Here is a 25,971-nt window from a genome sequence, read left to right as displayed (position 1 = left end):
CGGTGAGAACCGCCTTCTTCCTATTTGCTATTGGCTCTCTTGATATACCGCATCACCACCTGTGCGGCGATCTCGCCGGAGGGCATGTCGGTCGCCATGCGCCGCGTGATCTCGGCAAAGCCTTGCTTCTGCCAGGCGCGCATGCCGCTGTCGGCGAACAAGGCTTCCAATTGGCGGGCCAGATTGTTCGGCTTGACGTACTCATTGTAGAATTCCGGGATCAACGCTCGATCCGAGATCAGATTGGGCAGCAGTGCCGACCAGACAGAAACCAGATACGGCGCTACGACGCGCGCGACCGGGTCGAGCCGGTAGCAAGAAATCATAGGCACACCCGCCAGCGCCAGTTCCAGCGATACCGTCCCGGATGCGATGAGCGCGGCATCGGCCTTGCCGAAGGCCTGCCATTTGCGCTGCGGATCGACGATGATCTCGGGCTTTTCATCCCAACGGTTGACCGAGGCTTTGACCAGGTCGGCGACATGCGGAACCGTCGGCAGCAGCAGGCGCAGGCGATGCCCTCGCGCGCGCAGCATCGATACCGTCTCGCCGAACGGGTCGAGCAGGCGCCGCACCTCACCGCGCCGCGAACCGGGCAGGACAAGCAGCGTCTTCACGCGGTCCGCGGCAAGGTCGCGCGGCAGGTCCTGCGCCTTGGCCGCGGCGAGAACGCCCGCATCATGCGTCAAGCGATGCCCGACATAGGTGCCCTGCGGGCCGCCCAGCCGCTCGAGCTCCTTCACCTCGAATGGCAGGATGCAGAGGATATGGTCGACATAGGGCTTCATCGCCGCCGCCCTGCCCGGCCGCCACGCCCAGACGCTCGGGCAGACATAGTGGATGATCGGGATCGATGGATTGGCCGCCCGCACCTTCTTGGCGACGCGCAACGAAAAGTCCGGGCTGTCGATGGTGACGAGGCAGTCCGGCTTTTCGTCCGCAACGGTCTTGGCCAGTTGGCTGATCCGCCGCATCAGGCGCGGCAGGTCGCGCAGGATGGCGCTGAAACCCATCAGGGCGATCTCGCCTGCATCGAATGGCGAGACCAGCCCCAATGCCTGCAAATGGCGACCGCCGAGGCCGACGAGTTGCACTTCGCGCCCGGTAGCCTGCTTGAGCGAACGCACGATGTCGGCACCGAGCAGATCGCCGGACTCCTCGCCGGCCACGATCGCGATCTTCAATGCCCTGTCAGCCATTGTGTGGCTCCGTCGCGGCAGGCAGGCCAATGATGAACAGGCCGAGTGCGTTGGCGCGTGCGATGGTTTCCGGGCCTTCGAGAACCAGCGAACGTCCCGCCTCGACGGCAATGCCGGCAAGCCCGGCCGCATGCACGGCTTCGACCGTGCGTGGGCCGATGGACGGAAGATCCGCGCGCAGTTCCTGACCGGGCTTGGCACACTTGACCAGAACACCGCGGGTCTTGCCGGCAATACGGCCGTGGCCACGCAGCAGCTTCGCACGGTCGAGCAGTCCCGCTGTTCCCTCGATGCCTTCCAGTGCGATGGTACGGCCGCCGACCGCGATGGCCGCCTGGCCAATATCCAACGCCCCTATGGCCTTTGCCGCGGCAAGGCCAGCCTCGATGTCGCGCCAGTCGGATTTCCTTGGCGCGGCTTTCGTCAGGACGCCTTCGGCGGCGACAAGGTTCGGCACGATTTCGTGGGCGCCGACAACCTTTATCCCACGCGCTTCGAGGCCCCGCGCCAGGACCTTCAGCAGGCCATCGTCGCCACGCGCCAGCGCCGCGACAACAACCGGTATCACCGCGAGCAGGCTGAGACTTGGACGCAGCTGTGTCAGTCTTGGCCTGCGCTTGATCTCGCCTGCAAGCACCAGATGGGTGATACGGTGCCGCCGCAGCAATGGTATCAGCGAGCCGATACCTTCCAGGGCGAGGCTTTCATGCTCGTAATGGGAGAGCTCCGCGATGCGGTCGACCTCGCCTTCCATCAGGACGACGAAGGGCGGATAACCTTGTTCAGCCGAGCCGGCCGCGACCTCGACCGGCAGGCTGCCGCCGCCGGCGATGATGCCGACCCTGGAGCCTGGCGGGAGATCAAGACGCGCTGCCGCTGTCTCAGTCTTCGTCATCGACATCGTCGCCATCGCCGCCCTTGAGCGACGGCACAGCGTAGTGCCGCTTGCCGCGACTGGTGATGAAATCGATGATCTTCATGGCGGTCGGCGACGACGCGAACTCCGCCTTGGCGAATTCGATGTTCTCGCCGACGGTGCGGGAACGATCGAAGATCATCCTGTAGGCCTTGCGCAGCACATGGATTTCGGATCTCGGCAAGCCGGAGCGCTTCAGGCCGATGATGTTGAGTCCGCGCAGGCTGGCGCGGTTGCCGACCGCGATGGCATAGGGAATGACGTCGCCGACGACCGCCGAGCAGCCGCCCAGAAAGGCGTTGTCGCCGATGCGGACAAACTGATGCACGGCGGTCAGGCCGCCGATATAGACGTTGTTGCCGACCTCGCAATGGCCGCCCAATGTCGCGCCGTTGGCGAACGTCGCGTTGTTGCCGACGACGCAATCATGGGCGATGTGGGCGTAGGCAAGGAAATTGCCATTGTCGCCGACTGTCGTCTCGCCGCGGCTGGAATCGGTGCCGAGATGCATGGTCACGCCTTCGCGGATCGTGCAGTTGTTGCCGATGACCAGCGTGGTGCGGCCGCCCTTGTGCTTGGTGTTCTGCGGCGGCGCGCCCAATGTTGCCATTGGATAGACCTTGGTCAAGGCGCCGATTGACGTCGCGCCCATCACCGAGACATGACTGACCAGTTCGACGCCATCGCCGATCACCACATCGGCGCCGACGTGGCAGAACGGCCCGATGCGCACACCTTGGCCGATTTGGGCGCCTTCCTCCACAACGGAGGAAGCATGGATGGATGTCTTGATTTTCATAAGCATTATCGTCAGTCGCTGGTGACCATCATGGCTGAAATCTCGGCCTCGGCCGCCTTGGCGCCGTCGACCATGGCTTCACAAGCGAATTTGAGCAGGTTGCCGCGTTTCTTGATTTTCTTGACATGGATCTTCAACTGGTCGCCGGGGACGACCGGTTTGCGGAATTTAGCGTTGTCGATGGTCAGGAAATAGACCAGCGACGGCTTTTCAGTGCCCAGGCTGCGGATGCAGATGGCGCCGGCCGTCTGCGCCATCGCCTCGACGATGAGCACACCCGGCATGACCGGCTGCTCGGGGAAATGGCCCTGAAAATGCGGCTCGTTTATGGTCACGTTCTTGATGCCGATGGCGGACTCGTCGCCGTCGATCTCGACGATGCGATCGATCATCAGGAACGGATAGCGGTGCGGCAGGAGCTTCATCAGCCCCATGATGTCGACCGCTTCCAGCGTCGTCGACGCGATCATGTCAGCCATTGCCTCCCTCGCCCTGTTTGCGGGTCCTGGCGAGCTTGCGCAGCATGGCTATCTCCCGCATGGCTTCCGCCATCGGCTGTGCCGGATAACCGCCCCAGATCTCGCCTGCAGGGACATTGCTCATAAATCCACTTCTGGCGGCAAGCTTGGCCCCTGTCCCGATGGTCAGGTGATCCGCAAGCCCGACGCCGCCGCCCATGGTGACATTATCACCCACGACCACGGACCCAGAAATACCCGAAAGCCCGGCTATTATGCAATTGCGGCCGATGCGGACGTTATGGGCGATCTGCACGAGATTGTCGATCTTGGTGCCCTGGCCGATGATCGTGTCGGACATGGCGCCGCGATCGACGGTGGTGTTGGAGCCGATCTCGACATCGTCCTGAATGACGACGCGGCCGATCTGCGGCACGCGTTCGGGGCCCTTGGCGCCGCCGACGAAGCCAAAACCATCCTGGCCGATCCTGGCACCGCCATGGATGATGACGCGGTTGCCGATCAAGGCATACTGGATGCTGGCGCCCGGACCGACATAGCCGTCGCGGCCGATCTGGCAGGATTGTCCGATGACCGCATTGGGCGCGATGACGGTACCGCTGCCGATTGAAGCCCCCGGCCCGATGACCGCGCCGGCCTCGATGACGGCACCGGCTTCGACATGCGCGGTCGCATCGACATGAGCATGCGGCGAGACACCGGTTTCACTGGTCATCGGCCCAGGCGTCGCCGCCCTCGGAAACAACAGGCGTCCGACAAAGGCGAAGGCCTGTTGCGGGCGCGGATGAACCAGAACGGCAACGCCCGCCGGCGCCTTGCCGGCAAATTCCGCCGGGCACAGGACCGCGGCCGCCCGCAGCGACGGCATCAGCGCGGAATTGCGCTTGCCGTCGACAAAGACGAGCGCATTCTCGCCGCCCTCGCTGGCCGGCGCGAGCGCCTCGATCGAAATATCGGAGTGGCCGGAATCGACAAGCACCGAGCCGGTCAGATTCGCGACTTCGCCCGCCGTATACCGGCGTGATGGCGCGAAGAACACCGGATCGGTCATTCCAGAAGCTATATCCAGCTAGGTCGGACATTTCTCCCGGACCTGAAAGACCCGGGAGCATCGTTGGCCGCCGATCAGAAGCGGGTCGATATGCCGAAGTTGAATTCCTGCACGTCGTCGGACGCTTCCTTCTTGACCGGGATCGCATAGTCGATACGGATCGGACCGAACGGCGATGCCCACATCAGGCCGACACCGACCGAAGCACGCAGTTTCATGTCAGTCGAGGTCTGAGTAGCGATGCTCTCGCTGATCTTGCTGCCGTAGAGCGTTGCGGCATCAGCGAACACAGCGCCGCGCAAACCAAAGCTTTCCGGAATGACCGGCATCGGGAACTGGGCTTCCGCCGAGGCATTGAAATACGTCGTGCCGCCGAGATGGTCACCCGTAAGACTATCCGCCGGGCCAATACCACCGTACTCAAAACCGCGGATCATGCGGTCGGTGCTCTGGAATTGGTCGAAGATGCGCAAACCACCATCGCCGCCGTACCCCTCGACATGACCTGCGCCAGCCGAGACGAGACCAACCAGATCGAATTGCTCCGAGAGCGTCTGATAGATGCTGCCGCGACCAGTAACCTTCACATACTTGGCATCGCCGCCGACGCCGGCAAATTCGGCCGTCGTGGTGGCGTAGATACCTTCATGCGGGTTCTTCATATCGTCGATGGTGTTGTAGACCAGCCCCAGGCTGATCGACGATTTGATCCAGGGGCTTTCATCGATACCCTGGAGGATCGCCTTGGAAATATCGCAGGTGCCATCAGGCTCTGCATCACTGGTGGGACCGCAATCGTCGTCCAACTTATATTTCTCTTGCGAAATATTGTACGCCAGCTGGGTCGAAATGCTATCGGTGATCGGCAAGCCGAACCGTATCGTAGCGCCCGTGGTGTCGCTGTCGTAGTTGTTACTATATTCCCTGGTCTGTTTGAAGATGTCGAAGCCAGCGGCAATGCGCCGTCCGAGGAAATAGGGTTCGGTGAAGGACAGGCTGTAGTCGCGCGAATTCTTGCCGCCGCCGGCCGAGAGCTTGATGAACTGGCCACGGCCGAGGAAGTTGCGCTCGGTGATCGATCCTTCGACGGACGGGCCGGCCGTGTCCCCGCCGGTCGAATAACCGGCGCCGACCGAGAATTCACCGGTCGACTTTTCGACGACGTCGACCACCAGCACGACCTGGTCGGGCTGCGAGCCCGGCACTGTCGAGATGTCGACTTTTTCAAAGTAATTGAGAGCTTCCAGGCGCTTCTTCGCGCGCTGGATGAGCACTTGGTTGAAGGCGTCACCTTCGCTGACATCGAACTCGCGACGAATGACATAGTCACGCGTGCGGTCGTTGCCGCGGATCTCGATGCGCTCGATATAGGCCTTGGTGCCCTGGTCGATCGTGTAGACCACCGAGATGGTGTGGTTCTCGAAATTGCGGTCGCCGCGCGGCGTCACCTGCGCGAAGGCGTAGCCGGAGCCGGCCACCTTCTCGGTCAGCGCGATGATGGAATCCTCGACGTCCTTGGCGTTGTAGACGTCGCCCTTGCGGGTCTCGACCACCGATTCCAGCGATTTGCTGTCGACTTCAGGGATCGTGCTTTCGACGCTGACGTCACCGAATGTGTAGCGGTCGCCTTCCTGGACGGTGATGGTGACCGTGTACTTGTTCGTCGCACTGTCGAGTTCGCCGACAGCGGATACGACCTGGAAATCGGCGTAACCATGATTGTAATAGAAGCGGCGCAGCAGCTCCTGGTCGGCGCGCAGCTTGTCGTCGTCATAGACGTCGTCGCGCAGGACGAAGGAAAGCCAGGATGAACGCTTGGTGTTGATGACATCCGACAGGCGGCGGCTCGAATAGGCGCTGTTGCCGACGAAATTAATCGCCGCGATCTGCGTACGGTCGCCTTCGGTAATGTTGAAGACCACGTTCACGCGGTTGTCGCCAAGCTGCATGACCTGCGTGGTCACGGTCACATCGTCGCGACCAATGCGTTTGTAGGCAGCCTTGATCGATTCGACATCGGCATCGAGCGTTGCCTGCGAGAAAGTCCCGCGCGGCTTCAGCTGCACCGCCGCAGCAAGCGCATTGTCCTTGAGCTTCTTGTTGTTCTGGAACAGCACCTGGTTGACGACCTGGTACTCGGCAACCTTGACCACCAGCGTCGAGCCGACCTGGTTGATCTGCACATCCGAGAACAGGCCGGTGCCGAACAGCGCCTTGACCGCACTGTCGATATCGGAACTGGAGAAGGCCTTGCCCGGCTTGATGGTGATGTAATTGCGGATGGTCTCGGCGTCGATACGCTGGTTGCCGCTGACTTCGACTCTACTGACGACAGCGGCTTCGGCCGCCGATGTGGCAACGAACTGCACTGCGAGCGCGCCTGGCACGACAAGAGCCGCGGACAGGGTCACCGCGGAAGCGGCGCTCAGAAACTTGGATGCTGCCTTCATCGGGCTTAATAACCTTTTCTCGTAGTCCCCACGGCGAGAAAACCGGACGTGCGGTAATTTCCCCTACCGTATTAACCGGATTTTCCCTACACGCAAGGCTTCTGGTTAATTTGTATTTACTTAACCCTGCGGCGTGGCTTTCGCGTCACTCATATCCCCGTGCATGGTAAACGGCGTCTCAACATCGTCCATGCGGAGGCCGAATTTCTTCATGATTTCAGCATCCAAACAGATCGTTCCAGAAAACGAAACCCATGAAGCACAGCACCAGAAGCAACCCGGCCCGATAGGCCATTTCCATCATCCGTTCCGACACGGGACGGCGAATGACGGCCTCCACCCCGTAGAACAACAGATGGCCGCCGTCGAGGGGGGGAATCGGCAAAAGGTTGAGAAACCCGATGCCAACCGACAGCAGTGCAACCAGTTGCACGAGCCATTCGAATCCCAGTTTCGCCGCCTTGCCGGCCATGTCGGCGATCTTCACCGGGCCACCCAGCTGACATTTGTCCTCGCGCCCGACGACAAAGCGCTGCAGGAACTGGCCGGTGCGCTGGATGACGTGTCCGGTTTCCTCGACCGCCGCCGCAACCGCCCCGACCGGCGTGTACGTTATGAGACGCGGCTGGCCGAGTTCCTTGTTGTTGACGACACCGATCACGGCGACCTTGACCTTGTTGCCGAGCGCGTCTTCCTGTTCCATCAGCCGCGGCGCCGCGGTCACCGTGACCTCCTTGCCGTCGCGCAGCATGACGAAGGTGATGACGTCGTCGGCGCGGCCCGAGACCAGGCGCTGGACGTCGCCAAAGGTTTCGACCTTGTTGCCGTCGACGCTGACGAATCGGTCACCGGGCAGGATGCCGGCCTTCGCCGCCGGGCTGTCGGCCGTCACCTCGGCCACCATCGGCTCCGCGACATAACGGCCATAGGCGGTGAACAGCACGGCAAAGACGGCGATCGCCAGCAGGAAATTGAACAGCGGCCCGGCCACCACGGTTGCCGCGCGCTTCCAGATCGGCTGCGTGTGAAAGGCGACCTTGCGCTCCTCCTCCGTCAGCGTTCCGAGTTCTTCCGACGTGGGCTGGCTCGATGTGGCGTTCATGTCGCCGACGAATTTGACATAGCCGCCAAGCGGGATCGCGCACAGTTTCCAGCGCGTGCCGTGGCTGTCGTTGAAGCCGAAGAGTTCGGGACCGAAGCCGATCGAGAAGGCCTTGACGCCGATCCCGCACCAGCGCCCGACAAGGTAATGGCCCATTTCATGGACGAACACGACCACGGTCAGCACGAAGAGGAATGGCACCAGCGTGCCGAGGACAAAGCCTTCTGTGCTGAGAAGCGCGTGAAGAATCTCGTTCAAGACAAACCCTCAAATTCTGCCACGGCGCGGATTGCGCCGTGACTGTGACACCAATCCGGGCGAATCCAAGGCGCGCCGCGCATTGGGCCTGAAATGACACCGCTCAAACGGGAAACAAACCCTGCGCCGGATGATCGGCGGTCGCCGAAATCCAGCCAATGACGTATAGGGCGAAAGCCGCCGCGACAAGCCCGTCGACACGATCCATGACGCCGCCATGGCCCGGGATCAGCGCACCCGAATCCTTGCGGTCGTGGCGGCGTTTGACCCAGGATTCAAACAGGTCGCCGCCCTGTGAGACAATCGAAAGCACCAGCGCCACCAGGCTGAGCAATGGCAGATTGCCGACACCGGCAGCGGCGGCGAGGATCAGCCCCGCGACGACGCCGCCAACAGCGCCACCGAGCGCGCCGCTGCGCGTCTTGCCAGGCGAGATCGCCGGCGCCAGCTTCGGGCCCCCAACCGCACGGCCAACGAAATAGGCAAAGATATCGGTGGCCCACACGACGGCGAACAGAAACAGGATGGCGACCAGGCCTGAACGATCGCCGTCGCGCAGCAAGGCGAGCGACAAGCCTGAAACCGCGGCATAGGCAAGGCCGCTCGCATCCCATTGTCCGGCCTTGCGAACCGATGCGGCAATCGCCGTTACGGCAACCATGACCATCACAAGCGGCAACAGCCAGGAGGCGGCGAGGCCGCCAATCAAGGCGCCAATGAAGACAACCAGCAGCGTTTCCGGCAGTAAACCCAGACCCGTGGCCCCGGTCGGGCGTGACATGCGGGTCCATTCGTAGAAGATCACCCCGGCCATCGCGGCGCACAGCAAGCGGAACGGCAGACCGCCGAGCCAGGTCAAGCCAAGGGTGATAGTGGCAAGCACGATCGCCGAAATGACGCGCAGCCGGAGATTGCTCATCCCGCGGCCGGTCGCGAAGCGACATCCTGGGGCCCAAGTCCGCCGTAACGGCGTTCGCGGCCGGCAAATTCGCGCAAGGCCTCGGCAAGGTGCTCGCGACTGAAGTCGGGCCAGTAGCAAGGCAGGAAGACGAGCTCGCTATAGGCGGCCTGCCACAGGAGGAAGTTAGACAGCCGGAGTTCGCCGCTGGTGCGGATGACCAGTTCCGGGTCGGGAATGCCATGCGTGTCGAGAGCGCCGGCAAAGCTTTCGGCTGATATCGCCTCGCTGTCGAGTTCGCCACGCGCCACGGCTGATGCAAGCTTGCGCGCCGTGCGCACGATCTCGTCGCGTCCGCCATAGTTGAAGGCGATCACCAGCGTCAGCGATTCATTGCCGGCGGTCAGCGATTCGGCCTCGTCGAGCAGCCCCCTGATGTCGGGCTGCAACCCTGCCCTGTCGCCGATGATTTTGACCCGCACGCCACTCTGGTGCAATTCGGCCAGATCACGGCGGATGAACATTTTCAGGAGACCCATCAGGTCACTGACCTCGGACTTCGGCCGCGACCAGTTCTCCGACGAGAAAGCGTAGACGGTCAGGTAGGAGATACCGAGCCCGGGTGCTGCGCGCACCGTCTTGCGCAGCGCCTCGACGCCGGCACGATGGCCAGCAAGACGAGGCATGCCGCGCGCCTTGGCCCAGCGTCCATTTCCGTCCATGATGATCGCGACATGCGCGGGCGTTGCCATGTTCTCGCTTTCGGGTCGGCCTATGGCCAAGACCCTAAACCTGCATGATTTCAGCTTCCTTATCGGAAAGCAGGTGGTCGATGGTGCTGATCGTCTCGTCGGTAAGTTTCTGGACCTGGTCGGAGCGCTTGCGCTGATCGTCCTCGCTGATGTCGCCGTCCTTCTCCGCCTTCTTCAGGAAGTCCATGCCGTCGCGGCGCACATGGCGCGCGGCGACCCGGGCATTCTCGGCGTAGGTGTGAGAAATCTTGACCAGTTCCTTGCGGCGCTGTTCGTTGAGCTCGGGCAGTGGAATCCTGAGGTTGGTGCCGTCGACGATCGGGTTGAAACCCAGATTGGATTCGCGGATCGCGCGGGCGACCGCGCCGACCATCGACTTGTCCCAGACCGATACCGAGATCATGCGCGGCTCCGGCACCGAGACGTTGGCGACCTGGTTGATCGGCATGGTGGTGCCATAGGCCTGCACCTGGATCGCATCGAGCAGGTTGCTGGAGGCCCGGCCGGTCCGCAGCGAGGCCAGATCATGCTTGAACGCGGCGATCGCCCCATCCATGCGCCGCTTGAGATCGTCGTACTCACCACTCATCTTTATCTCCTCGACCCCGTCTGACGCGGGTTCATTGCTTCGCGGCCGTTCGAATCCGGTTGTCGAAACCGGCTTCCCCTTTCGGGTCGGGCCCCCGATCAATCGTCCGCGACGACCGTGCAGCGGCCGCCGCCCCTCAGAATATCGCCGAAACCACCTTTTTCGTGGATCGAATAGACGATTATCGGAATGTTGTTTTCTCGCGCAAGTGCAATCGCTGCCGTATCCATGATGGAAAGGCCGCGTTTTATGACTTCGCCATGGCTGATGCGCTCGAAGCGCGTCGCATTCGGGTCTTTCTTTGGGTCCGCAGAGTAGACGCCGTCGACCTGAGTGCCCTTGAACAGCGCGTCGGCGCCGATTTCAGCCGCGCGAAGCGCGGCGGCCGAATCAGTGGTGAAGAACGGATTGCCCGTGCCGCCAGCAAAGATCACCACCTTGCCCTGGTTCATGTAGGCGGTCGCCTGGCGCTGCGAAAAGCTCTCGCAAAGTTCGGGCATGGCGATCGCCGAAAGCACCACGGCGTCGACGCCGATCTTGTTCAACGACGTGCGCAGGGCCAGCGAATTGATCACCGTGGCAAGCATGCCCATGTGGTCGCCGGTGACACGGTCGCCGCCCTTGGAGGCAACGGCCACGCCGCGAAAGATGTTGCCGCCGCCGATGACGACACCGACCTCGATGCCCAGTGCACGCGCCTCGGCGATGTCGCCGGCGATGCGATCGACGACCGAAACGTCGATGCCGAAATGCTGTTCGCCCATCAATGCTTCGCCCGACGCTTTCAGCAAGACACGTCGGTAGAGGGGCTTCACCGTCATCTGGTCCTCGTCATTTGCATGTGATGCGTTCCGGGTGGCAACCCTCGCGCAGGCGCCGCCCCGAAACAATGGCGTTCCGATACACGAAGGGGGCCGCGGTTTCACGCCCCCCCCGCCCCGGCAATCGCTTGCCTTTTGTCAACTCACGCCGGCAAACGCGCCTTCCATGAGCAGGTTCGGGAAGTACCCCGCCGGCTTGTCGCCGACCGCCTGACCCCCGGTGAGGCCACCCTGGATTTCCGGACCGAAGAACGAGTACGGGAACGGCGTGACCGGCTGGCTGACCGCGTCGAGCCTTGCCAGGAGTTCCTGGGGAATCTCGAAATCGAGCGCGCCGAGATTATCCTTGAGCTGATCGAGACTCGTCGCCCCGATAATCACCGATGCGACACCGGGCCGTGTCGCCGCCCAGTTCAAGGCGACCTGCGCCATTCCGCGGCCAAGCTCGCCGGCAACAGTCTCCAGTTCGGCAACGATTGCCCAGTTGCGGTCGGTGAATTTCTGGAAACCGGGATTGGTCGAACCGCGCATCGTCTCCAGTCGCCCGCCCGCCTTGCTGATTGCATCTGAACGATATTTGCCGCTCAGCAGGCCGCTGGCCAGCGGGCTCCAGACCATGATGCCGACGCCGTAGCGCGTGCCGAACGGCACGAACTCATGCTCGATATTGCGCTCGGCCAGCGAATATTCGAGCTGCAGCGCCGAAACCGGCTCGTAGCCGCGCTGTTCGGCGACGGACTGCGCACGGCTGGCGTACCAGGCGGGGACGTCGGAGAGACCGACATGGCGGATCTTTCCGGCGCGCACCAGATCGTCCAGCGTCCGCATCACCTCTTCCGGCGACGTCAGCCTGTCCCACGCATGCAGGATGTAGAGGTCGATATAATCGGTGCCGAGTCGTTTCAGCGAGCCCTCGACGGCGCGGATGATGTTCTTGCGGCCATTGCCGCCGGCATTCGGATTGCCCTGCTCCAGATTCATGCTGAACTTGGTGCTGATCACGGCCTTGTCGCGCAGGCCGCGTTCGGCAATGAACTCGCCAAGCCAGGTCTCGGAGGTGCCGCCGGTATAGGCGTCGGCCGTGTCGAAGAAATTGCCGCCCGCCTCGACATAGGCATCGACCAGGGCGCGCGCCGTCTCCTTGTCGGCGCCCCAGCCCCACTCGGTGCCGAAGGTCATGGTGCCGAGTGCAAGCCGGGTGACGCGCAGCCCGCTGCTGCCAAGGGTGTAGTAGGACATGGTCATGATATCGTTCCGATCCTGTTCCAATATTCAATGCCGGTCCTGTCCGGGGGTCGTCTTGACCCACGGGTTGCCGCGCTCATGCGTCATGCGGAATGTGAAGCCGTCCACTCTCCAGTCGGCTCCCGTACGGGTCAGTTGGTGTTCGTAGGTGCCCCAGACTTCCCAGAGCGGGTCGCCATTGCCTTCCATGCGGTTCCAGGCATAGCCGTTGGACAAGACGGTCGCGGCGCCGGCGTCGATGGTGACCTGGTGGTTGGTGCGCAGATGCAGGCTGGTCTTGCTGCCCCTGAGATTCGCGGCCCAGGTTGCGATCAGGTCGTCCGAAGCGATGGTGGCCGGAGGCTGCCCGCTCAAGCTGCTGAAGTCGACGGTGACGCGGTCGGCGAAGTAACTGCGGGCGAGCCGCCAATCCTGGGCGTCGACGGCGCGATCGATGGCATCGGCGATGCGGATGACGGCGCGCTCATCGGCGAGCGTCACTTCGCGGGACGGTTCGGCTCCGCCGGCATCGACTGGCGCTAGCGCCATACCGGCCGCGAGGGTGGCATATCTCAATGCATTCATGTCTCTTCTCCTTTTGCGTCGGCCCGCCGCCGATCTGTTGGCGGCAATGTGGGCCAGCGCGCCGGCATCGATAAGATTGCATTATTCGCATGGACTGTGCGATATCATGCATGAATGGATCGCAATCTACTTGGCCACCTTCCTGTCATCGTCGCCGTGGCGCGGCGCGGCGGCTTTGCGCCCGCGGCGGCAGAGCTTGGCATGAGCCCTTCAGCGGTCAGCCATGCGGTCAGGCTCGTGGAGGAGCGTATCGGCCAGCCGCTATTCGCCCGCACGACGCGCAGCGTGTCGTTGACCGAGGCCGGTCAGGCGCTTGTCGCGACGGCGGAGCCGGCGCTGCAGGACATCGCGGAGCGGATGGAGCGCATTCGGGGCATCAAGGGTCGCCCGGCCGGACTGCTCAGGATCAATGTTTCGCACGTAGCCGTCCCGATGGCGGTGACCCCTGTCGTGACGGCCATGGCGGAGCGCTATCCGGATGTGACAGTGGAAATCTTTGCCAACGAAGGGTTGGTCGATATCGTCGGCGAAGGCTTTGACGCCGGCATCAGACTTGGCGAAATGATCGCGCAGGACATGATCGCGATCCGGATGACGCCACCCTTCCAGGTGATCATCGTCGCTTCGCCAGCCTATATCGGCCGGCGTGGCCGTCCGCGCCGCCTGGCCGACCTCGCCGCCCACAATTGCATCGGCTACCGGCTGGTGCGATCCGGCGCGATCTATCGTTGGGATTTGACGGAGGACGGCAAGGACGTGGCCGTGGAAACGCGCGGCACCGCCGTCGTCACTGATTCCCTTGCCGCGATCGACCTGGCGCTGTCTGGGATGGGACTGGCCTATGTGTTCGAGCCGCTGGTGCGCGCCGACCTTGCCGCTGGCCGACTCGTCCAGGTGCTGCCGCGGTCGGCAATCGAGGAGCCAGGCCTGTTTCTCTATTTTCCGCGTCGGGCGGCAATGGCGCCGAAGCTGCGCGCCTTTGTCGACGTCGCACAAGAAATCGGCCGGACACCCTCGCGAGCGCCCGGCCGAGTTGCCTGAGCCGAAAAGCCGGTTGGCGGCTTACTTCTTGACCGCGGCCGCGACTTCCGCCGCGAAATCGGTCTCTTCCTTCTCGATGCCCTCGCCCAGCGCAAAGCGCAGGTAAGCCGTGATCTTGGCCGGGGCGCCGATGTCCTTCTCGGCATCCTTCAGCGCCTTCTCGACGGTGATGTCGGGATTGAGCACGAAGGCCTGCTTCAGCAGCACGACCTCCTCGTAGAACTTGCGCAGACGGCCTTCGACCATCTTCTCGATGATCGCTTCCGGCTTGCCGGACTGACGCGCCTGGTCGGAGAAGATCGCCTTCTCGCGTTCGACCGCGGCCGGATCGATCTGCTCCGCGGTCAGCGCCATCGGATTGGTGGCCGCGACATGCATGGCGACCTGACGAGCGAAGGCATTGGCCGCATGCTCGTTGCCCGTGGTCTCGATGGCGACCAGAACGCCGAGCTTGCCGAGCCCATCGGCAACCGCGTTGTGGACGTAGGTGGCGACTGCGCCATGCGGAACGGTCAGCTTGGCCGAGCGGCGGAAGCCCATGTTCTCGCCAATGGTGCCGACAGCGTCCTTGATGGTGTCGGCAACCGACTTGTCCGAACCTGGATACTTCGCGGCGGCCACGGCCTCTGTCGTGCCATAGGCCAGAGCAACCTTGGCTACATTGGCGACGATCTCCTGGAACGCGGCATTGCGGGCAACGAAGTCGGTCTCGGAATTGACTTCTACGACGGCCGCTTCGCGAACGCCGGAATCAACGCCGATCAGGCCCTCCGCCGCGGTACGACCGGCCTTCTTGTCGGCCTTGGAAATACCCTTCTTACGCAGCCAGTCGACGGCCTCTTCCATGTTGCCGTTGGTCTCGGTCAACGCCGCCTTGCAATCCATCATGCCCGCGCCGGTCAAGTCGCGGAGTTCTTTGACCTGTGCAGCCGAAATGCTCATTGTCGCCTCTTTGTCTAGAATGCACCGACGCACCATCGGTATTCGATGGTGCGTCTGTTTAGCGTGCCAAAATATGAGAAAGACGAAGGCCGCAACCGGCCTTCGCTTATCAAGCTTGAGGGGCTTCCGACGCCGGAGCCGGGGCCGGATCTAGCGCCGGTTCGATCGGGGCTTCGACCGAAGCACCGATGTCGACGCCGAGCGCGCCCTGCTGACGGGCGATGCCGTCGATCGCAGCCTTGGCGATCAGGTCGCAATAGAGCTGGATAGCGCGGGCCGCGTCGTCATTGCCGGGGATCGGGAAGTCGATCTTGTCAGGATCGCAGTTCGAATCGATGATGGCGACGACCGGGATGCCGAGACGCTTGGCCTCGAGGATGGCAATCGCTTCCTTGTTGGTGTCGATCACGAACATAAGGTCGGGCGTCGAGCCCATGTCCTTGATGCCGCCCAGCGCCTTGTCGAGCTTCTCGCGCTCGCGGTCGAGGTTGAGGCGCTCCTTCTTGGTCAGGCCCTGGGCCTCGCCGGCCAGCATCTCGTCTAGCTTGCGCAGGCGCTGGATCGAATTCGAGATCGTCTTCCAGTTGGTCAGCATGCCGCCGAGCCAACGCGAGTTGACATAGTACTGGGCCGAGCGCTGTGCCGCGTCGGCGACGATGTCGGACGCCTGGCGCTTGGTGCCGACGAACAGCACGCGGCCGCCCTTGGCGACAGTGTCGGAAACCTGCTTCAGCGCCTGGTGCAGCAAAGGCACCGTCTGCGAGAGGTCGATGATGTGGATGTTGTTGCGGGCGCCGTAGATGTAAGGCGCCATTTTCGGGTTCCAGCGGTGGGTCTGGTGGCCGAAGTGAATGCCAGCTTCCAAAAGCTGGCGCATGCTGAAATCAGGCAGTGCCATTCAAAGTTCCTTTCCGGTTAGCCTCCACGGACACAGGCATTTTCGGACTTTGTCCTCGAACGCCACCGGAGGTTTCAGCCGGATTTCTCCCGGGCAGACACCAAAGTCCGTGTGTGGAATGAGCGCGCATATAGAGGGGATGCGCGACAAACGCAAGCGCGGCGGGATCTGTGGTCGGCGTGCGACGATCCGCGCCCTGCCGTCAGCGCTTTATCTTCCCGTTCGGGACCCGCACCCGCCGGAAGACCGCGACGATCTCCTCACGGCTGCATTCGATGGCGCCGAGCCGCACCGCACGGTCGCGCTCGAAGCCGGTTATGTCATAATGCGGCGCCGATGTCTTGGGCGGCCCCTGGTAGGATGAACGCTTGATCGCCAGCTTTGCAGCGAAGCGATGCAGTTCATCGGTGTCGTCGGCCAACAGATGGCACCAGCGATGGCCAGCCCAATTCCAGATCGCTGCGTCGACATAGACTGCCATGAAGCTTGCTGTCTGCCTTCCATCCTGCACGACAGTCGGCCACATGGCCCGTCCGTCCGTCAGTGACGATAGAATGGATTCGGATAGAAAATGAAGCTGCCTTTGGCCTCAACCTCAGCCACCGTGCCGGTGATGGTTTGCTGCATACGACGGTGCAGCTCGGCAACCGCATCGTCGATCGAGCCCGCATACTCATGCAGGCCCAGTGCCTCCGGCACCCGGATGTGGGCGCAACGCGGCCCGGCCGGCTGCGGAATGAACCGGTTGATCGTGTCACGCAGTCCGCCCCGGCAATAGTCGTTGCGGATCCGCTTCAGATGTTCGGCGATCTCCTCCTGGGTGATGCGCGGGTTGGCCGAGGCCCAGGATCCAACGCGTTGCAGCCTCTGAATCGTATCGGCGAGTGCGCGGACATGCTTTTGCCCTTCGGCGTCGCCGGTGTTCTCGCGCTGCCAGCGGCGCGCCCGACGCAGAAGCTCGGCGGTGTCGGTGCTGGCAGTGTCGGCTGAGATGCTCTCGCCGAGTCGGCGGCCGAGCTCGGTGACCAACGCTTTCCGGCGCTCGGCATATGTCGCGCCTTCGTCGGATCGCACGCCGCAGGCGGCCTCATCGCGGGTCAGCAGCGTCGAATAGACATGGTGGATGCGCTGCGGCAGTGTGTCGGTCGCCTGGCGTTCTATTTTCAGGCTTTTCTCGACATAGGCGCATTCCTTCGCCAGCGCCGCTTCGACATTCCCGGTGAAGGCAAGCTTCCAGATAACCGGGGCGATCCAGACCTTGAAATGCGGATCCGTGGCCCGGCCGCGCCGGAGAGCCTCGAGCCCCATCTCGACGGCACCCGGCAGCAACGGCGCAACGACATCGGCGTGCCAGCCGACGCCGCCTTCGGGATGCAGCAGCACGCCATGGCCCTTCAAGGCCCAGGCGACGGAGTGTTCCTTAGCTGCCCCGCTGTTGCCCGGAATCTGGGCGATCAGATTGTTGGCCAGCCAGAATTTCTGCATCATTCTGCCAAGACCGTTGACGACGCCGTTCGTCGCCCACGACGCAGCGAGTGGGCTGACCTGCGACACGATCTCCTTGTCGATCATCCAGTCGGTGAAGAACTCGGGATGATTGGGCGTGATGAAGGTCGCCTTCCCCGCTCCGCAACTGGCTTTCAGCCGCTCGAGGTCGGCATCCGGCAGGTCGATATGGCGGACATTGGAGACGCCGCGCAAACCGGCTAGGCGGTTGAACGGCAACAGATCGCGAAATCCGGGAATGCCGCGCAGCATGACGATCCGATTGACGGATGTCATGGCCCTGATCAGTACCGGGTTAGGTCTCGGCGCAACGAAGACATCGATCTTGCTCAAGCTGCTCCCCCCATTGCGCCTGGACGCTGGGGACGAGGTTGAGAGACGATTGCGGCACGTTCAAGTCGTTAGCCACGAACACGGCGTGTCGTGGTTAATCGACTGGCCACATGAACCCTATTTGGCCGGGCAGGCTTTCGTCTGGTCGAACAGCGACAGATTGACCAGCTTGCCGGTCATCGAGAAGTCGCCATAGTCCATGGTGAGGTCGCGGGTGATGCCGTTCTCATGCAGTTTGAAGCTGATGCGGTATTCCGGCACCTCTTCGCCTGTCTTGCCGGTGTCGTCGAAATAGGCGATGTCGACCGGCCAGTATTTATCGGTGGCGAGCTTCGCCAGTGCCGGAGCCTCCGGATCGGCCTTGTCGGCATCGGTTTTCTTGCCGACGACAACGGTGGTGGTCATCACCTTGTTGGCATCTTCGGATCCGTCGAACAGATTGGTTTCGTAGAAATTTTCGCCTTTTTCGGCCTTGCCGATCAGTTCGACCAGATGCTGGGTCGGGAATTGGGTGCTCGCCAGTTCGACGCTGTTCTTTTCCGGCTTGTCGATATCGACCTTCAGGCCCTTGGTCTCTTTCGTGGCGATGCCCTTGACCTCCTTGTCGAGGTTCTGGTCGACGAAGGACTTCGTCACGAACGAGAATGTCTTGCCTTCGGCATCCTCGAAAGTGGTCGTCTGCTGGTCGGTCAGCCTGGTGTTGTCGGCGGTCACGATCTGGGTAACGAAGCGGAATTTCACCGTATAACCTTCACAGGCAGAGCCGATGAACTCATAGACCATGCGGCCGGATATGCCTGTGATGCCGGACTGATCGGAAGCCTTTTTCAAGGTGAGGTCATAGACGGCGCGGTGGGCTTGCAGCGCCGGCGCGGCCAAGGCTGGGCCGATCGAGAAGACTCCCGACAGCAGAACGGCATGGAATGCAAGGCGCGCTGCGCGCATGAGGTACTCCGATCATCGCGGCTGATGGCAAGCCGCAGGGAAAGATGGTCCAGCTTAAAAAAAGTCATGGCGGAAGCGAGGCAAAAATAGCAATTTCGGCCCGGCCGGCGCGGCGTCACCAAGCAATAGGGAAATACCATGAGTGAAACAATCGAAAAGCGGCTAAGCGATCTGGGCGTGACGCTTCCTGTCGCCGCCGCGCCCGCCGCCAACTACGTGCCCTATTGCAGGACCAGCAATTTGCTGTTCACCGCCGGGCAATTGCCGCTCAAGGACGGCAAGCTCCAGGCGAGCGGGCTGCTTGGCCGAGACGTCGACACGGCAGGCGGCAAGGACGCGGCAAAGTACTGCGCGATCAACATCCTGGCGCAGGCCAAGGCAGCGCTCGGCGACCTCGAGAAGATCCGCCGGCTGGTGAAGATCACCGTTTTTGTTGCCTCGACGCCTGAGTTTGTCGAGCAGCATCTGGTTGCCAACGGCGCCTCCGATTTCCTGGTCGCGGCCCTGGGCGAGCGCGGCAAGCATGCACGCTCCGCCGTTGGCACAGCCTGCCTGCCGCTTAATGCCGCAGTGGAAATCGAAGCCATCTTCGAAGTCGAATGAGCCAGAGGACAGATATGACCGACCTATCCTGGCTGACCGCCCGGCCCGTCGCCCATCGCGGCTTTCACGACATGAACAAGACGCGCTGGGAAAATACACTTTCCGCCTTCGCGGCGGCGGCCGAGCGCGGCTATGCCATCGAATGCGACGTGCACCTGTCGTCGGACCGCGTTCCCATCATCATCCATGATGGCGATCTCAAGCGCCTGACCGGCCAGGACGGCTTCGTCTGGCAGCGCACCGCGGCGGAACTGGCGGCGCTCAAGATCGGTGGCACGACGGATCATGTGCCGACGCTGCAGGAAGCGCTCGACCTGATCGATGGCCGCGTGCCGCTGGTCGTCGAACTGAAGGGCGTGCCAGGCTATGACGAAGGCTTGGTGGCAAGCGTCGGCAAGATGCTCAAGCGGTACAAGGGCAAAGCCGCGATCATGTCGTTCGACCACTGGCTGATCCGCGATTTCCCGAAGGACGCGCCGGGTATCCCAGGGGGACTCACCGCCTATGGCAACGACGTCAAGTTGATCGAAGCGCATTTCGCCATGCTTGCGCATGAGATCGTCTTCACCTCCTATGCCGCCGGCGACCTGCCGAACCGGTTCGTCAGCTTTGTGCGTGAAAAGCTGAAAATGCCTGTCATCACCTGGACCGTGCATGACCAGCCGGCTGTCGACCTGACCTTCAGATACGCCGACCAGATGACATTCGAAGGTTTCGAACCCGATCTGGTCAAAGTCGCCTGAGTGCCTGAAACGTGACTTGTACCGAGCCGGACGGAGTTTAAATAAGCCTCATGGATCAAGGCGACGAGGGCTATGGCCAAACAGCAAACGCGGACTATTCGATCCGCGTCGCCGCAGGCATCGGCGCTTTCACCTGCGATGAATGGAACAGCCTCGGCGGGACCATGCGCGGCGACGCAGAAAACGGCTACAACCCACTCGTTTCATTTGCTTTCCTGAGCGCGCTTGAAGAGTCCGGCTGCGCCGTGCGGCGCACCGGCTGGCAGGGCCACCATCTCAGGCTGGAGGATGGGCAAGGCAGATTGCTCGGCGCGGTTCCCTGCTATCTCAAGTCGCACAGCCAGGGCGAATATGTGTTCGATCATGGCTGGTCGGATGCCTTCGAGCGGGCCGGCGGCCGCTACTATCCCAAACTGCAAAGTGCCGTGCCGTTCACGCCGGTCACCGGTCCTCGCCTGCTGGTCACCAGGGGCGAGGACATCGGCACCGTGAAGGCCGGGCTGGCGGCGGGCCTGAAAGTGGTGACGCAGAAACTCGGTGTCTCTTCCGCGCATGTCACCTTCGCGCAAGAGAGCGACGTGGAGGTGCTGGAAGCGGCGGGTTTCCTGCACCGCACCGACCAGCAATTCCATTTCTTCAACGAAGGCTTTTCAACCTATGACGACTTCCTCGCCACCCTTGCCTCGCGCAAGCGAAAGGCTATGAAGAAGGAACGGCGCGAGGCGCTTGCCGATGACATTTCGATCGACCGGCTGACCGGCAGGGATATCACCGAAAAGGCCTGGGACGATTTTTATGCCTTCTACATGGACACCGGCAGTCGCAAATGGGGCCGGCCCTATCTCAATCGCCGGTTCTTTTCGCTGATCGGCGAGCGCATGGCCGACGACATCCTGCTGGTGATGGCCAAACGCAACGGGCGCTACATTGCCGGCGCCATCAATTTCATCGGCTCCGACGCCCTCTATGGCCGCAACTGGGGCTGTATCGAGGACCATCCCTTCCTGCATTTCGAGGTCTGCTACCATCAGGCGATCGACTTCGCCATCGAGCGCAAGCTGAAAGTGGTCGAGGCAGGCGCGCAAGGCGAGCATAAGCTGGCGCGCGGCTACCGGCCGGTGACCATGCATTCCGCGCACTACATCGCCCATCCCGGCCTGCGAAACGCCGTTGCCGACTATCTCAAGCGCGAACGCCATGAGGTGGAGCGGATGAGCGAATACCTGGAAGAACACACCCCGTTCCGCAAGGATCTGGAGGAGTAGCGACCGCCTGCCCTGAGGGGCAGGTTCGACGATCGTCTTGCCGACTTTCGACCGCTTCGCTACACGAAAGTCACAATCCGGAGCATTCGCCATGGCTGAAACCGCCTATGACACCGACAACATCTTCGCGAAGATCCTGCGCGGCGAAATTCCCTCGCACCGCGTCTACGAGGACGATGCGTTCATAGCCTTCATGGATGTGATGCCGCAGGGGCCGGGCCATACGCTCGTGGTGCCGAGGGCGCCGTCGCGCAACTTGCTCGACGCCGATCCGTCAATTTTCGGCCCGCTTTTCGCGGTCGTTCAGAAAATTGCGCTGGCGGTGAAAAAGGCCTTCGGCGCCGACGGCGTCACCGTCATGCAGTTCAATGAGCCGGCCTCGGGGCAGACCGTCTATCATCTCCATGTGCATGTCATCCCGCGCTTCGACGGCATCCCGCTGAAGCCACACACGGGCGGGATGGAGAAGCCGGAGGTGTTAGTCGAAAACGCCGGAAAGATACGGGCGGCGCTGCAAGGCTGACGCCGCAATCACCGACAAACTGGAAACGGTTTTAGTCGGCCGAGGGCTGAGCCGGTTGCTCGATCGCACTCGGCCGAGCGATGCCTTGAGCGCGGCGTATAATGCTGGCACGAGGTCCTCAAGGTCCGGGCGCTCGCCGCCAGGCCACAATCCCTATCCCAGGCCGATAGCGTGCCGGCGTGGCCTGCTCGTAAACGTCGACGCCGAGATTGATCCAGACGCCGTCGAAGGTCTCCTGAATAGCCCTGGCGACGCTTGATTTTTCGATCGCGGCGCACCGTTCAGGATGATGATCCGCCCGGCCATGCGTCCTCCCGCTCCAATGAAAAAAGCCCCGTTTCCGGGGCTTTTTCGACTTTCATCAAGGTCAGTTCTTTCTGGGCAGTTGCGGCACGAGGCTGCGCTTGCCGCCGTCCTTGCCCTTGGCTTCGGGCTTCTGCGCCACCAGCTTCTTGGCCGCGGGCTTTTTCGCCACGGCCTTTCTTGGCTTTGGCGCTTCTTCCGGCTCTTCCTTCTTCGGCTTCACCGGCGCCTCATCGGCGAGCGATTCGAGCTTCAGACCGGTTTCGCCGGTTTCCTTCTTCTCGACGGTGACGCGCACCGTGCCGCCCTTCTTGAGCTTGCCGAACAGCACCTCGTCGGCCAGCGGCTTCTTGATGTGCTCCTGGATCACCCGGCCGAGCGGCCGCGCTCCCATGCGCTCGTCATAGCCCTTGTCGGCGAGCCAGGCGATCGCATCCGGCGACAGGTCGAAGGTGACGCCACGCTCGGAAAGCTGGGCCTCGAGTTGCATGACGAACTTCTGCACCACCTGATGGATAACCGGCACCGGCAGCGAGCCGAACGGGATGATCGCATCGAGACGATTGCGGAACTCCGGCGTGAACAGCCGGTTGATCGCCTCGACATCGTCGCCTTCGCGCTTGGTCGAGCCGAAGCCGATCGCCGCGCGCTGCGCATCCGACGCACCCGCATTGGTGGTCATGATCAGGATCACATTGCGGAAGTCGATCTGCTTGCCGTTGTGGTCCGTCAGCTTGCCGTGGTCCATCACCTGCAACAGGATGTTGAACAGGTCCGGATGCGCCTTCTCGACTTCGTCCAGCAACAGCACGCAGTGCGGATGCTGGTCAACGCCGTCGGTCAAAAGGCCGCCTTGGTCGAAGCCGACATAGCCGGGAGGCGCGCCGATCAGCCGCGATACGGTGTGGCGTTCCATGTACTCCGACATGTCGAAGCGGATCAGCTCGACGCCGAGCGATGCGGCCAACTGCTTGGCCACTTCGGTCTTGCCGACGCCGGTCGGACCGGAGAACAGGTAGGAGCCGATCGGCTTTTCCGGTTCGCGCAGGCCGGCACGCGCCAGCTTGATGGCGGAGGTCAGCGCGGTGATCGCGGTGTCCTGACCATAGACGACACGCTTCAGCTCGATATCGAGGCCCTGCAGCACCTTCTCGTCATCGGCCGAAACCGTCTTCGGCGGAATGCGGGCCATGGTGGCGATCGTGGCTTCGATCTCCTTGATACCGATGGTCTTCTTGCGCTTGGCTTCCGGCACCAGCATTTGCGAGGCGCCGGTCTCGTCGATCACGTCGATCGCCTTGTCCGGCAGCTTGCGGTCGTTGATGTAGCGCGCCGACAGCTCCACCGAAGCCTTGATCGCCTCGTTGGTGAACCTCACCTTGTGGAACTCCTCATAATAGGGCTTGAGACCCTTCATGATCTCGATGGCGTCCTCGATGGTAGGCTCGTTGACGTCGATCTTCTGGAAGCGCCGCACCAGAGCGCGGTCCTTCTCGAAGAACTGGCGGAATTCCTTGTAGGTGGTCGAGCCGATGCAGCGGATCGCGCCCGACGACAAGGCCGGCTTCAACAGGTTGGATGCGTCCATGGCGCCGCCTGATGTGGCCCCTGCCCCGATCACCGTGTGGATCTCGTCGATGAACAGCACGGCACCTGGATAGTCCTCGAGTTCCTTGACGACCTGCTTCAGCCGTTCCTCGAAATCGCCGCGATAGCGCGTGCCGGCGAGCAGCGTGCCCATGTCGAGCGCGAAGATGGTGGCATTGTGCAGCACTTCGGGAACGTCGCCCTCGACGATGCGCTTGGCCAGGCCTTCGGCGATCGCCGTCTTGCCGACGCCGGGATCACCGACATAGAGCGGGTTGTTCTTGGAGCGGCGGCACAGCACCTGGATCGTGCGGTTGATCTCGGACTCGCGGCCGATCAGCGGGTCGATCTTGCCGGCCTTGGCCTTGTTGTTGAGGTTGACGCAATAAGCGGTCAGCGCGTCCTGCTGCTGCTTCTTCTTGCCGCCTTCCTCCTGCGGTTCGGCGCCGTTCTGGCCGCCCTGCTCGTCATCGGCGCCGCGCGGCGAGCGCGTCTCCGACGCGCCCGGACGCTTGGCAATGCCGTGCGAGATGTAGTTGACCGCGTCGTAGCGGGTCATCTGCTGTTCCTGCAGGAAATAGGCGGCATGGCTCTCGCGCTCGGCGAAGATGGCGACGAGCACGTTGGCGCCCGACACTTCCTCGCGGCCCGACGACTGCACATGGATCACGGCGCGCTGGATGACGCGCTGGAAGCCGGCAGTCGGCTTGGAGTCTTCGTCGTAGCCGGTGACGAGGTTGTCGAGTTCGGTGTCGATATAGGTGAGAACCGTGTGCTTCAGTTCATCGAGATCGACATTGCAGGCGCGCATGACGGCGGCCGCCTCGGTGTCGTCGATGAGCGCGAGCAGCAAATGTTCAAGGGTTGCGTATTCATGGTGCCGCTCATTGGCGAGCGTCAGCGCCTGGTGAAGCGCCTTTTCCAGGCCTTGGGAGAAAGCCGGCATGTTACCTCACTTCTTCTCCATCACGCATTGCAGCGGATGCTGATTCTGTCGGGCGAAATCCATGACCTGGGACACTTTGGTCTCGGCCACCTCGAATGTATAGACCCCGCACTCGCCCACTCCATGATTGTGAACATGAAGCATGATGCGTGTGGCGGCTTCGCGGTCCTTCTGGAAAAAACGCTCCAGCACGTGAACCACGAACTCCATGGGCGTGTAGTCGTCGTTGAGGATGAGGACCCGGTAGAGGCTGGGCTTCTTGGTTTTGGTTTTGGTGCGCGTGATGACGGCCGTCCCGCGGCCGGCCTCATTGCCGTCGCCGCCGCCGTTTTGCATCCGCACCACGCGTCTCGTGGCAGTCAAACCGATCGTCACGTATTCCTGCCTCTTTCGAATCCCCATGCGAGTTCGACATGTAGGTGTTCGATGGACGATTTTAAGCCCTTCTGTTTAGCTGACAATATGGCTAGGTGACCAAACTTGGACGATTTTCGCAATCGTGAAGGGGCGAGAGGCCCTCGATCGGGCATTGACATGAAAAAAACCCGGCCGCGTTTCCGCGGCCGGGCTTTGTCCCTGCCCCCAAAGGGCAGGATCTCCATATTGTCAGTCGAAATTACTTCGCCTTGGCAACGATCGATTCGAACGGCTTGTAGGCTTCCTTGGCGAGCTCGGCATAGAGATCGCCAATCTTGGTGGCCTCGGCGACGAACGCCTCGTAGGACTGCTTGGCGTAATCCGACTGGATCTCGATCGCCTTTTCCAGCGACTTGGCCGACAACAGCTTCTCCACGGTGGCGCTGCCGGACTCAAAACTCTTCTTGGTGTATTCGCCAGCTTCGGTGGCGATCGCCTGGGCGCCTTTGGAGAGCGACGCGAAGCTCTTCAAGCCGGTGTCGGCAAACTCTTTGCCGTATTTGCTGAAGTCCTCATAGGTCTGGGTCATTTCACGATTCCCTTGACGGTTGAGGCGTCCTTCTTTGGGGCGCCCTTGTGCAATGCACCTTAATATATTGTGCGCCGCACAAAAGTCAATATTTCAGGCGTGCGGGGCCAGGGCAATCGGGTGAGTTAACGCGTGACAAGGGGTTTAGGAGCTGAATCTGTCGAGAGCATCTGATTCTTTGAAGGATGCTTTGGATGGACGATGTGGCTTGCGATGCCGGTGCGTTGGCGGAAACGGTTGTTTTTCTGGGTCATTTCAAGGATCTGC

At 62.2% G+C, this 25,971-nt stretch carries 26 protein-coding genes and 1 pseudogene; 5 read left to right on the top strand and 22 right to left on the bottom strand.

What is annotated here, in order from left to right; translation table 11 throughout:
• Positions 1-20: 20 nt before the first annotated feature.
• From lpxB to NKG99_RS23700, 13 genes are all read right to left on the bottom strand, one after another.
• Positions 21-1,199 carry a lipid-A-disaccharide synthase gene (gene lpxB / locus NKG99_RS23760; protein WP_352871152.1) on the bottom strand — a complete coding sequence of 393 codons (1,179 nt, stop codon included), beginning with the start codon at positions 1,197-1,199 and terminating at the stop codon, positions 21-23.
• Positions 1,192-2,109 carry an LpxI family protein gene (locus NKG99_RS23755; RefSeq protein WP_352871150.1) on the bottom strand — a complete coding sequence of 306 codons (918 nt, stop codon included), beginning with the start codon at positions 2,107-2,109 and terminating at the stop codon, positions 1,192-1,194. The genes lpxB and NKG99_RS23755 overlap by 8 nt, the downstream gene beginning before the upstream one ends.
• Positions 2,081-2,914, bottom strand: a complete 834-nt coding sequence (gene lpxA / locus NKG99_RS23750) for an acyl-ACP--UDP-N-acetylglucosamine O-acyltransferase (RefSeq protein WP_352871148.1) — start codon at positions 2,912-2,914, stop codon at positions 2,081-2,083. Before lpxA ends, NKG99_RS23755 begins: the two co-directional genes overlap by 29 nt.
• An 11-nt stretch (positions 2,915-2,925) precedes the next feature.
• On the bottom strand, positions 2,926-3,393 hold the full coding sequence (gene fabZ, locus NKG99_RS23745) for a 3-hydroxyacyl-ACP dehydratase FabZ (RefSeq protein WP_352871147.1): 468 nt from the start codon (positions 3,391-3,393) through the stop codon (positions 2,926-2,928).
• Positions 3,386-4,444: a UDP-3-O-(3-hydroxymyristoyl)glucosamine N-acyltransferase gene (gene lpxD, locus NKG99_RS23740; protein WP_352871145.1), complete on the bottom strand. Its 1,059-nt coding sequence runs from the start codon at positions 4,442-4,444 to the stop codon at positions 3,386-3,388. The genes fabZ and lpxD overlap by 8 nt, the downstream gene beginning before the upstream one ends.
• A 74-nt stretch (positions 4,445-4,518) precedes the next feature.
• On the bottom strand, positions 4,519-6,894 hold the full coding sequence (gene bamA / locus NKG99_RS23735; protein ID WP_352871143.1) for an outer membrane protein assembly factor BamA: 2,376 nt from the start codon (positions 6,892-6,894) through the stop codon (positions 4,519-4,521).
• Between the two features lie 217 nt (positions 6,895-7,111).
• Positions 7,112-8,254 (bottom strand): RIP metalloprotease RseP, encoded by a 1,143-nt coding sequence (rseP, locus tag NKG99_RS23730; RefSeq protein WP_352871141.1) that lies wholly within the window; start codon positions 8,252-8,254, stop codon positions 7,112-7,114.
• A 103-nt stretch (positions 8,255-8,357) separates the two neighbouring features.
• A complete protein-coding gene (locus NKG99_RS23725) occupies positions 8,358-9,173 on the bottom strand; it encodes a phosphatidate cytidylyltransferase (protein ID WP_352871139.1) in 816 nt (271 codons plus the stop codon).
• Positions 9,170-9,928: an isoprenyl transferase gene (locus NKG99_RS23720; protein ID WP_352871225.1), complete on the bottom strand. Its 759-nt coding sequence runs from the start codon at positions 9,926-9,928 to the stop codon at positions 9,170-9,172. The genes NKG99_RS23725 and NKG99_RS23720 overlap by 4 nt, the downstream gene beginning before the upstream one ends.
• Positions 9,929-9,938: 10 nt before the next feature.
• Positions 9,939-10,493: a ribosome recycling factor gene (frr, locus tag NKG99_RS23715; protein ID WP_128309126.1), complete on the bottom strand. Its 555-nt coding sequence runs from the start codon at positions 10,491-10,493 to the stop codon at positions 9,939-9,941.
• A 98-nt stretch (positions 10,494-10,591) separates the two neighbouring features.
• On the bottom strand, positions 10,592-11,314 hold the full coding sequence (gene pyrH / locus NKG99_RS23710) for a UMP kinase (protein ID WP_091574801.1): 723 nt from the start codon (positions 11,312-11,314) through the stop codon (positions 10,592-10,594).
• A gap of 138 nt (positions 11,315-11,452) precedes the next feature.
• Positions 11,453-12,559 (bottom strand): aldo/keto reductase, encoded by a 1,107-nt coding sequence (locus NKG99_RS23705; RefSeq protein WP_352871136.1) that lies wholly within the window; start codon positions 12,557-12,559, stop codon positions 11,453-11,455.
• Between the two features lie 27 nt (positions 12,560-12,586).
• Positions 12,587-13,123, bottom strand: a complete 537-nt coding sequence (locus NKG99_RS23700; protein ID WP_352871134.1) for a nuclear transport factor 2 family protein — start codon at positions 13,121-13,123, stop codon at positions 12,587-12,589.
• 114 nt (positions 13,124-13,237) lie between these two features.
• Here NKG99_RS23700 and NKG99_RS23695 point away from each other — a divergent pair, with 114 nt between their 5' ends.
• Entirely contained in the window at positions 13,238-14,164 is a 927-nt protein-coding gene (locus NKG99_RS23695; protein ID WP_352871132.1) for a LysR family transcriptional regulator, read from the top strand.
• A gap of 21 nt (positions 14,165-14,185) precedes the next feature.
• Here NKG99_RS23695 and tsf read toward each other — a convergent pair whose 3' ends face one another.
• The 5 genes from tsf to NKG99_RS23670 all read right to left on the bottom strand — a co-directional run bounded on the left by tsf (position 14,186) and on the right by NKG99_RS23670 (position 18,788).
• Positions 14,186-15,106 (bottom strand): translation elongation factor Ts, encoded by a 921-nt coding sequence (tsf, locus tag NKG99_RS23690; protein ID WP_109669054.1) that lies wholly within the window; start codon positions 15,104-15,106, stop codon positions 14,186-14,188.
• 109 nt (positions 15,107-15,215) lie between these two features.
• Positions 15,216-16,004, bottom strand: a complete 789-nt coding sequence (gene rpsB, locus NKG99_RS23685; RefSeq protein ID WP_352871130.1) for a 30S ribosomal protein S2 — start codon at positions 16,002-16,004, stop codon at positions 15,216-15,218.
• Positions 16,005-16,206: 202 nt separating this feature from the next.
• Positions 16,207-16,485, bottom strand: coding sequence for a DUF4031 domain-containing protein (locus NKG99_RS23680; RefSeq protein ID WP_352811983.1), 279 nt, complete (start codon positions 16,483-16,485; stop codon positions 16,207-16,209).
• A gap of 59 nt (positions 16,486-16,544) precedes the next feature.
• Positions 16,545-17,843: a lysophospholipid acyltransferase family protein gene (locus tag NKG99_RS23675; protein WP_352871127.1), complete on the bottom strand. Its 1,299-nt coding sequence runs from the start codon at positions 17,841-17,843 to the stop codon at positions 16,545-16,547.
• Between the two features lie 117 nt (positions 17,844-17,960).
• On the bottom strand, positions 17,961-18,788 hold the full coding sequence (locus NKG99_RS23670) for a cell envelope integrity EipB family protein (protein ID WP_352871125.1): 828 nt from the start codon (positions 18,786-18,788) through the stop codon (positions 17,961-17,963).
• Between the two features lie 138 nt (positions 18,789-18,926).
• Here NKG99_RS23670 and NKG99_RS23665 point away from each other — a divergent pair, with 138 nt between their 5' ends.
• From NKG99_RS23665 to NKG99_RS23650, 4 genes are all read left to right on the top strand, one after another.
• Positions 18,927-19,391, top strand: a complete 465-nt coding sequence (locus NKG99_RS23665; RefSeq protein ID WP_352871123.1) for a RidA family protein — start codon at positions 18,927-18,929, stop codon at positions 19,389-19,391.
• Positions 19,392-19,405: 14 nt separating this feature from the next.
• Positions 19,406-20,134: a glycerophosphodiester phosphodiesterase gene (locus NKG99_RS23660; RefSeq protein WP_352871121.1), complete on the top strand. Its 729-nt coding sequence runs from the start codon at positions 19,406-19,408 to the stop codon at positions 20,132-20,134.
• A 50-nt stretch (positions 20,135-20,184) separates the two neighbouring features.
• On the top strand, positions 20,185-21,399 hold the full coding sequence (locus NKG99_RS23655; protein WP_352871119.1) for a GNAT family N-acetyltransferase: 1,215 nt from the start codon (positions 20,185-20,187) through the stop codon (positions 21,397-21,399).
• 91 nt (positions 21,400-21,490) lie between these two features.
• A complete protein-coding gene (locus tag NKG99_RS23650; protein ID WP_352871117.1) occupies positions 21,491-21,922 on the top strand; it encodes an HIT family protein in 432 nt (143 codons plus the stop codon).
• A 75-nt stretch (positions 21,923-21,997) separates the two neighbouring features.
• Here the strand turns inward: NKG99_RS23650 and NKG99_RS23645 are convergent.
• The 4 genes and pseudogenes from NKG99_RS23645 to NKG99_RS23630 form a co-directional block, all read right to left on the bottom strand.
• Positions 21,998-22,228, bottom strand: a pseudogene (locus NKG99_RS23645) (phosphotransferase-like protein); the annotation flags it as partial.
• 61 nt (positions 22,229-22,289) lie between these two features.
• Complete coding sequence (gene clpA / locus NKG99_RS23640) at positions 22,290-24,758, bottom strand: ATP-dependent Clp protease ATP-binding subunit ClpA (RefSeq protein WP_352871115.1); 2,469 nt, start codon at positions 24,756-24,758, stop codon at positions 22,290-22,292.
• Positions 24,759-24,764: 6 nt separating this feature from the next.
• Complete coding sequence (gene clpS, locus NKG99_RS23635; RefSeq protein WP_010909565.1) at positions 24,765-25,094, bottom strand: ATP-dependent Clp protease adapter ClpS; 330 nt, start codon at positions 25,092-25,094, stop codon at positions 24,765-24,767.
• Positions 25,095-25,374: 280 nt separating this feature from the next.
• Complete coding sequence (locus NKG99_RS23630; RefSeq protein ID WP_352871113.1) at positions 25,375-25,704, bottom strand: phasin family protein; 330 nt, start codon at positions 25,702-25,704, stop codon at positions 25,375-25,377.
• Positions 25,705-25,971: the final 267 nt, after the last annotated feature.

The organism is Mesorhizobium sp. M1409 (assembly GCF_040317535.1).
Lineage (GTDB): Bacteria > Pseudomonadota > Alphaproteobacteria > Rhizobiales > Rhizobiaceae > Mesorhizobium.
Note: the sequence above shows the minus strand (reverse complement) of the source record. Positions and strands in the feature narration are given on the sequence as shown.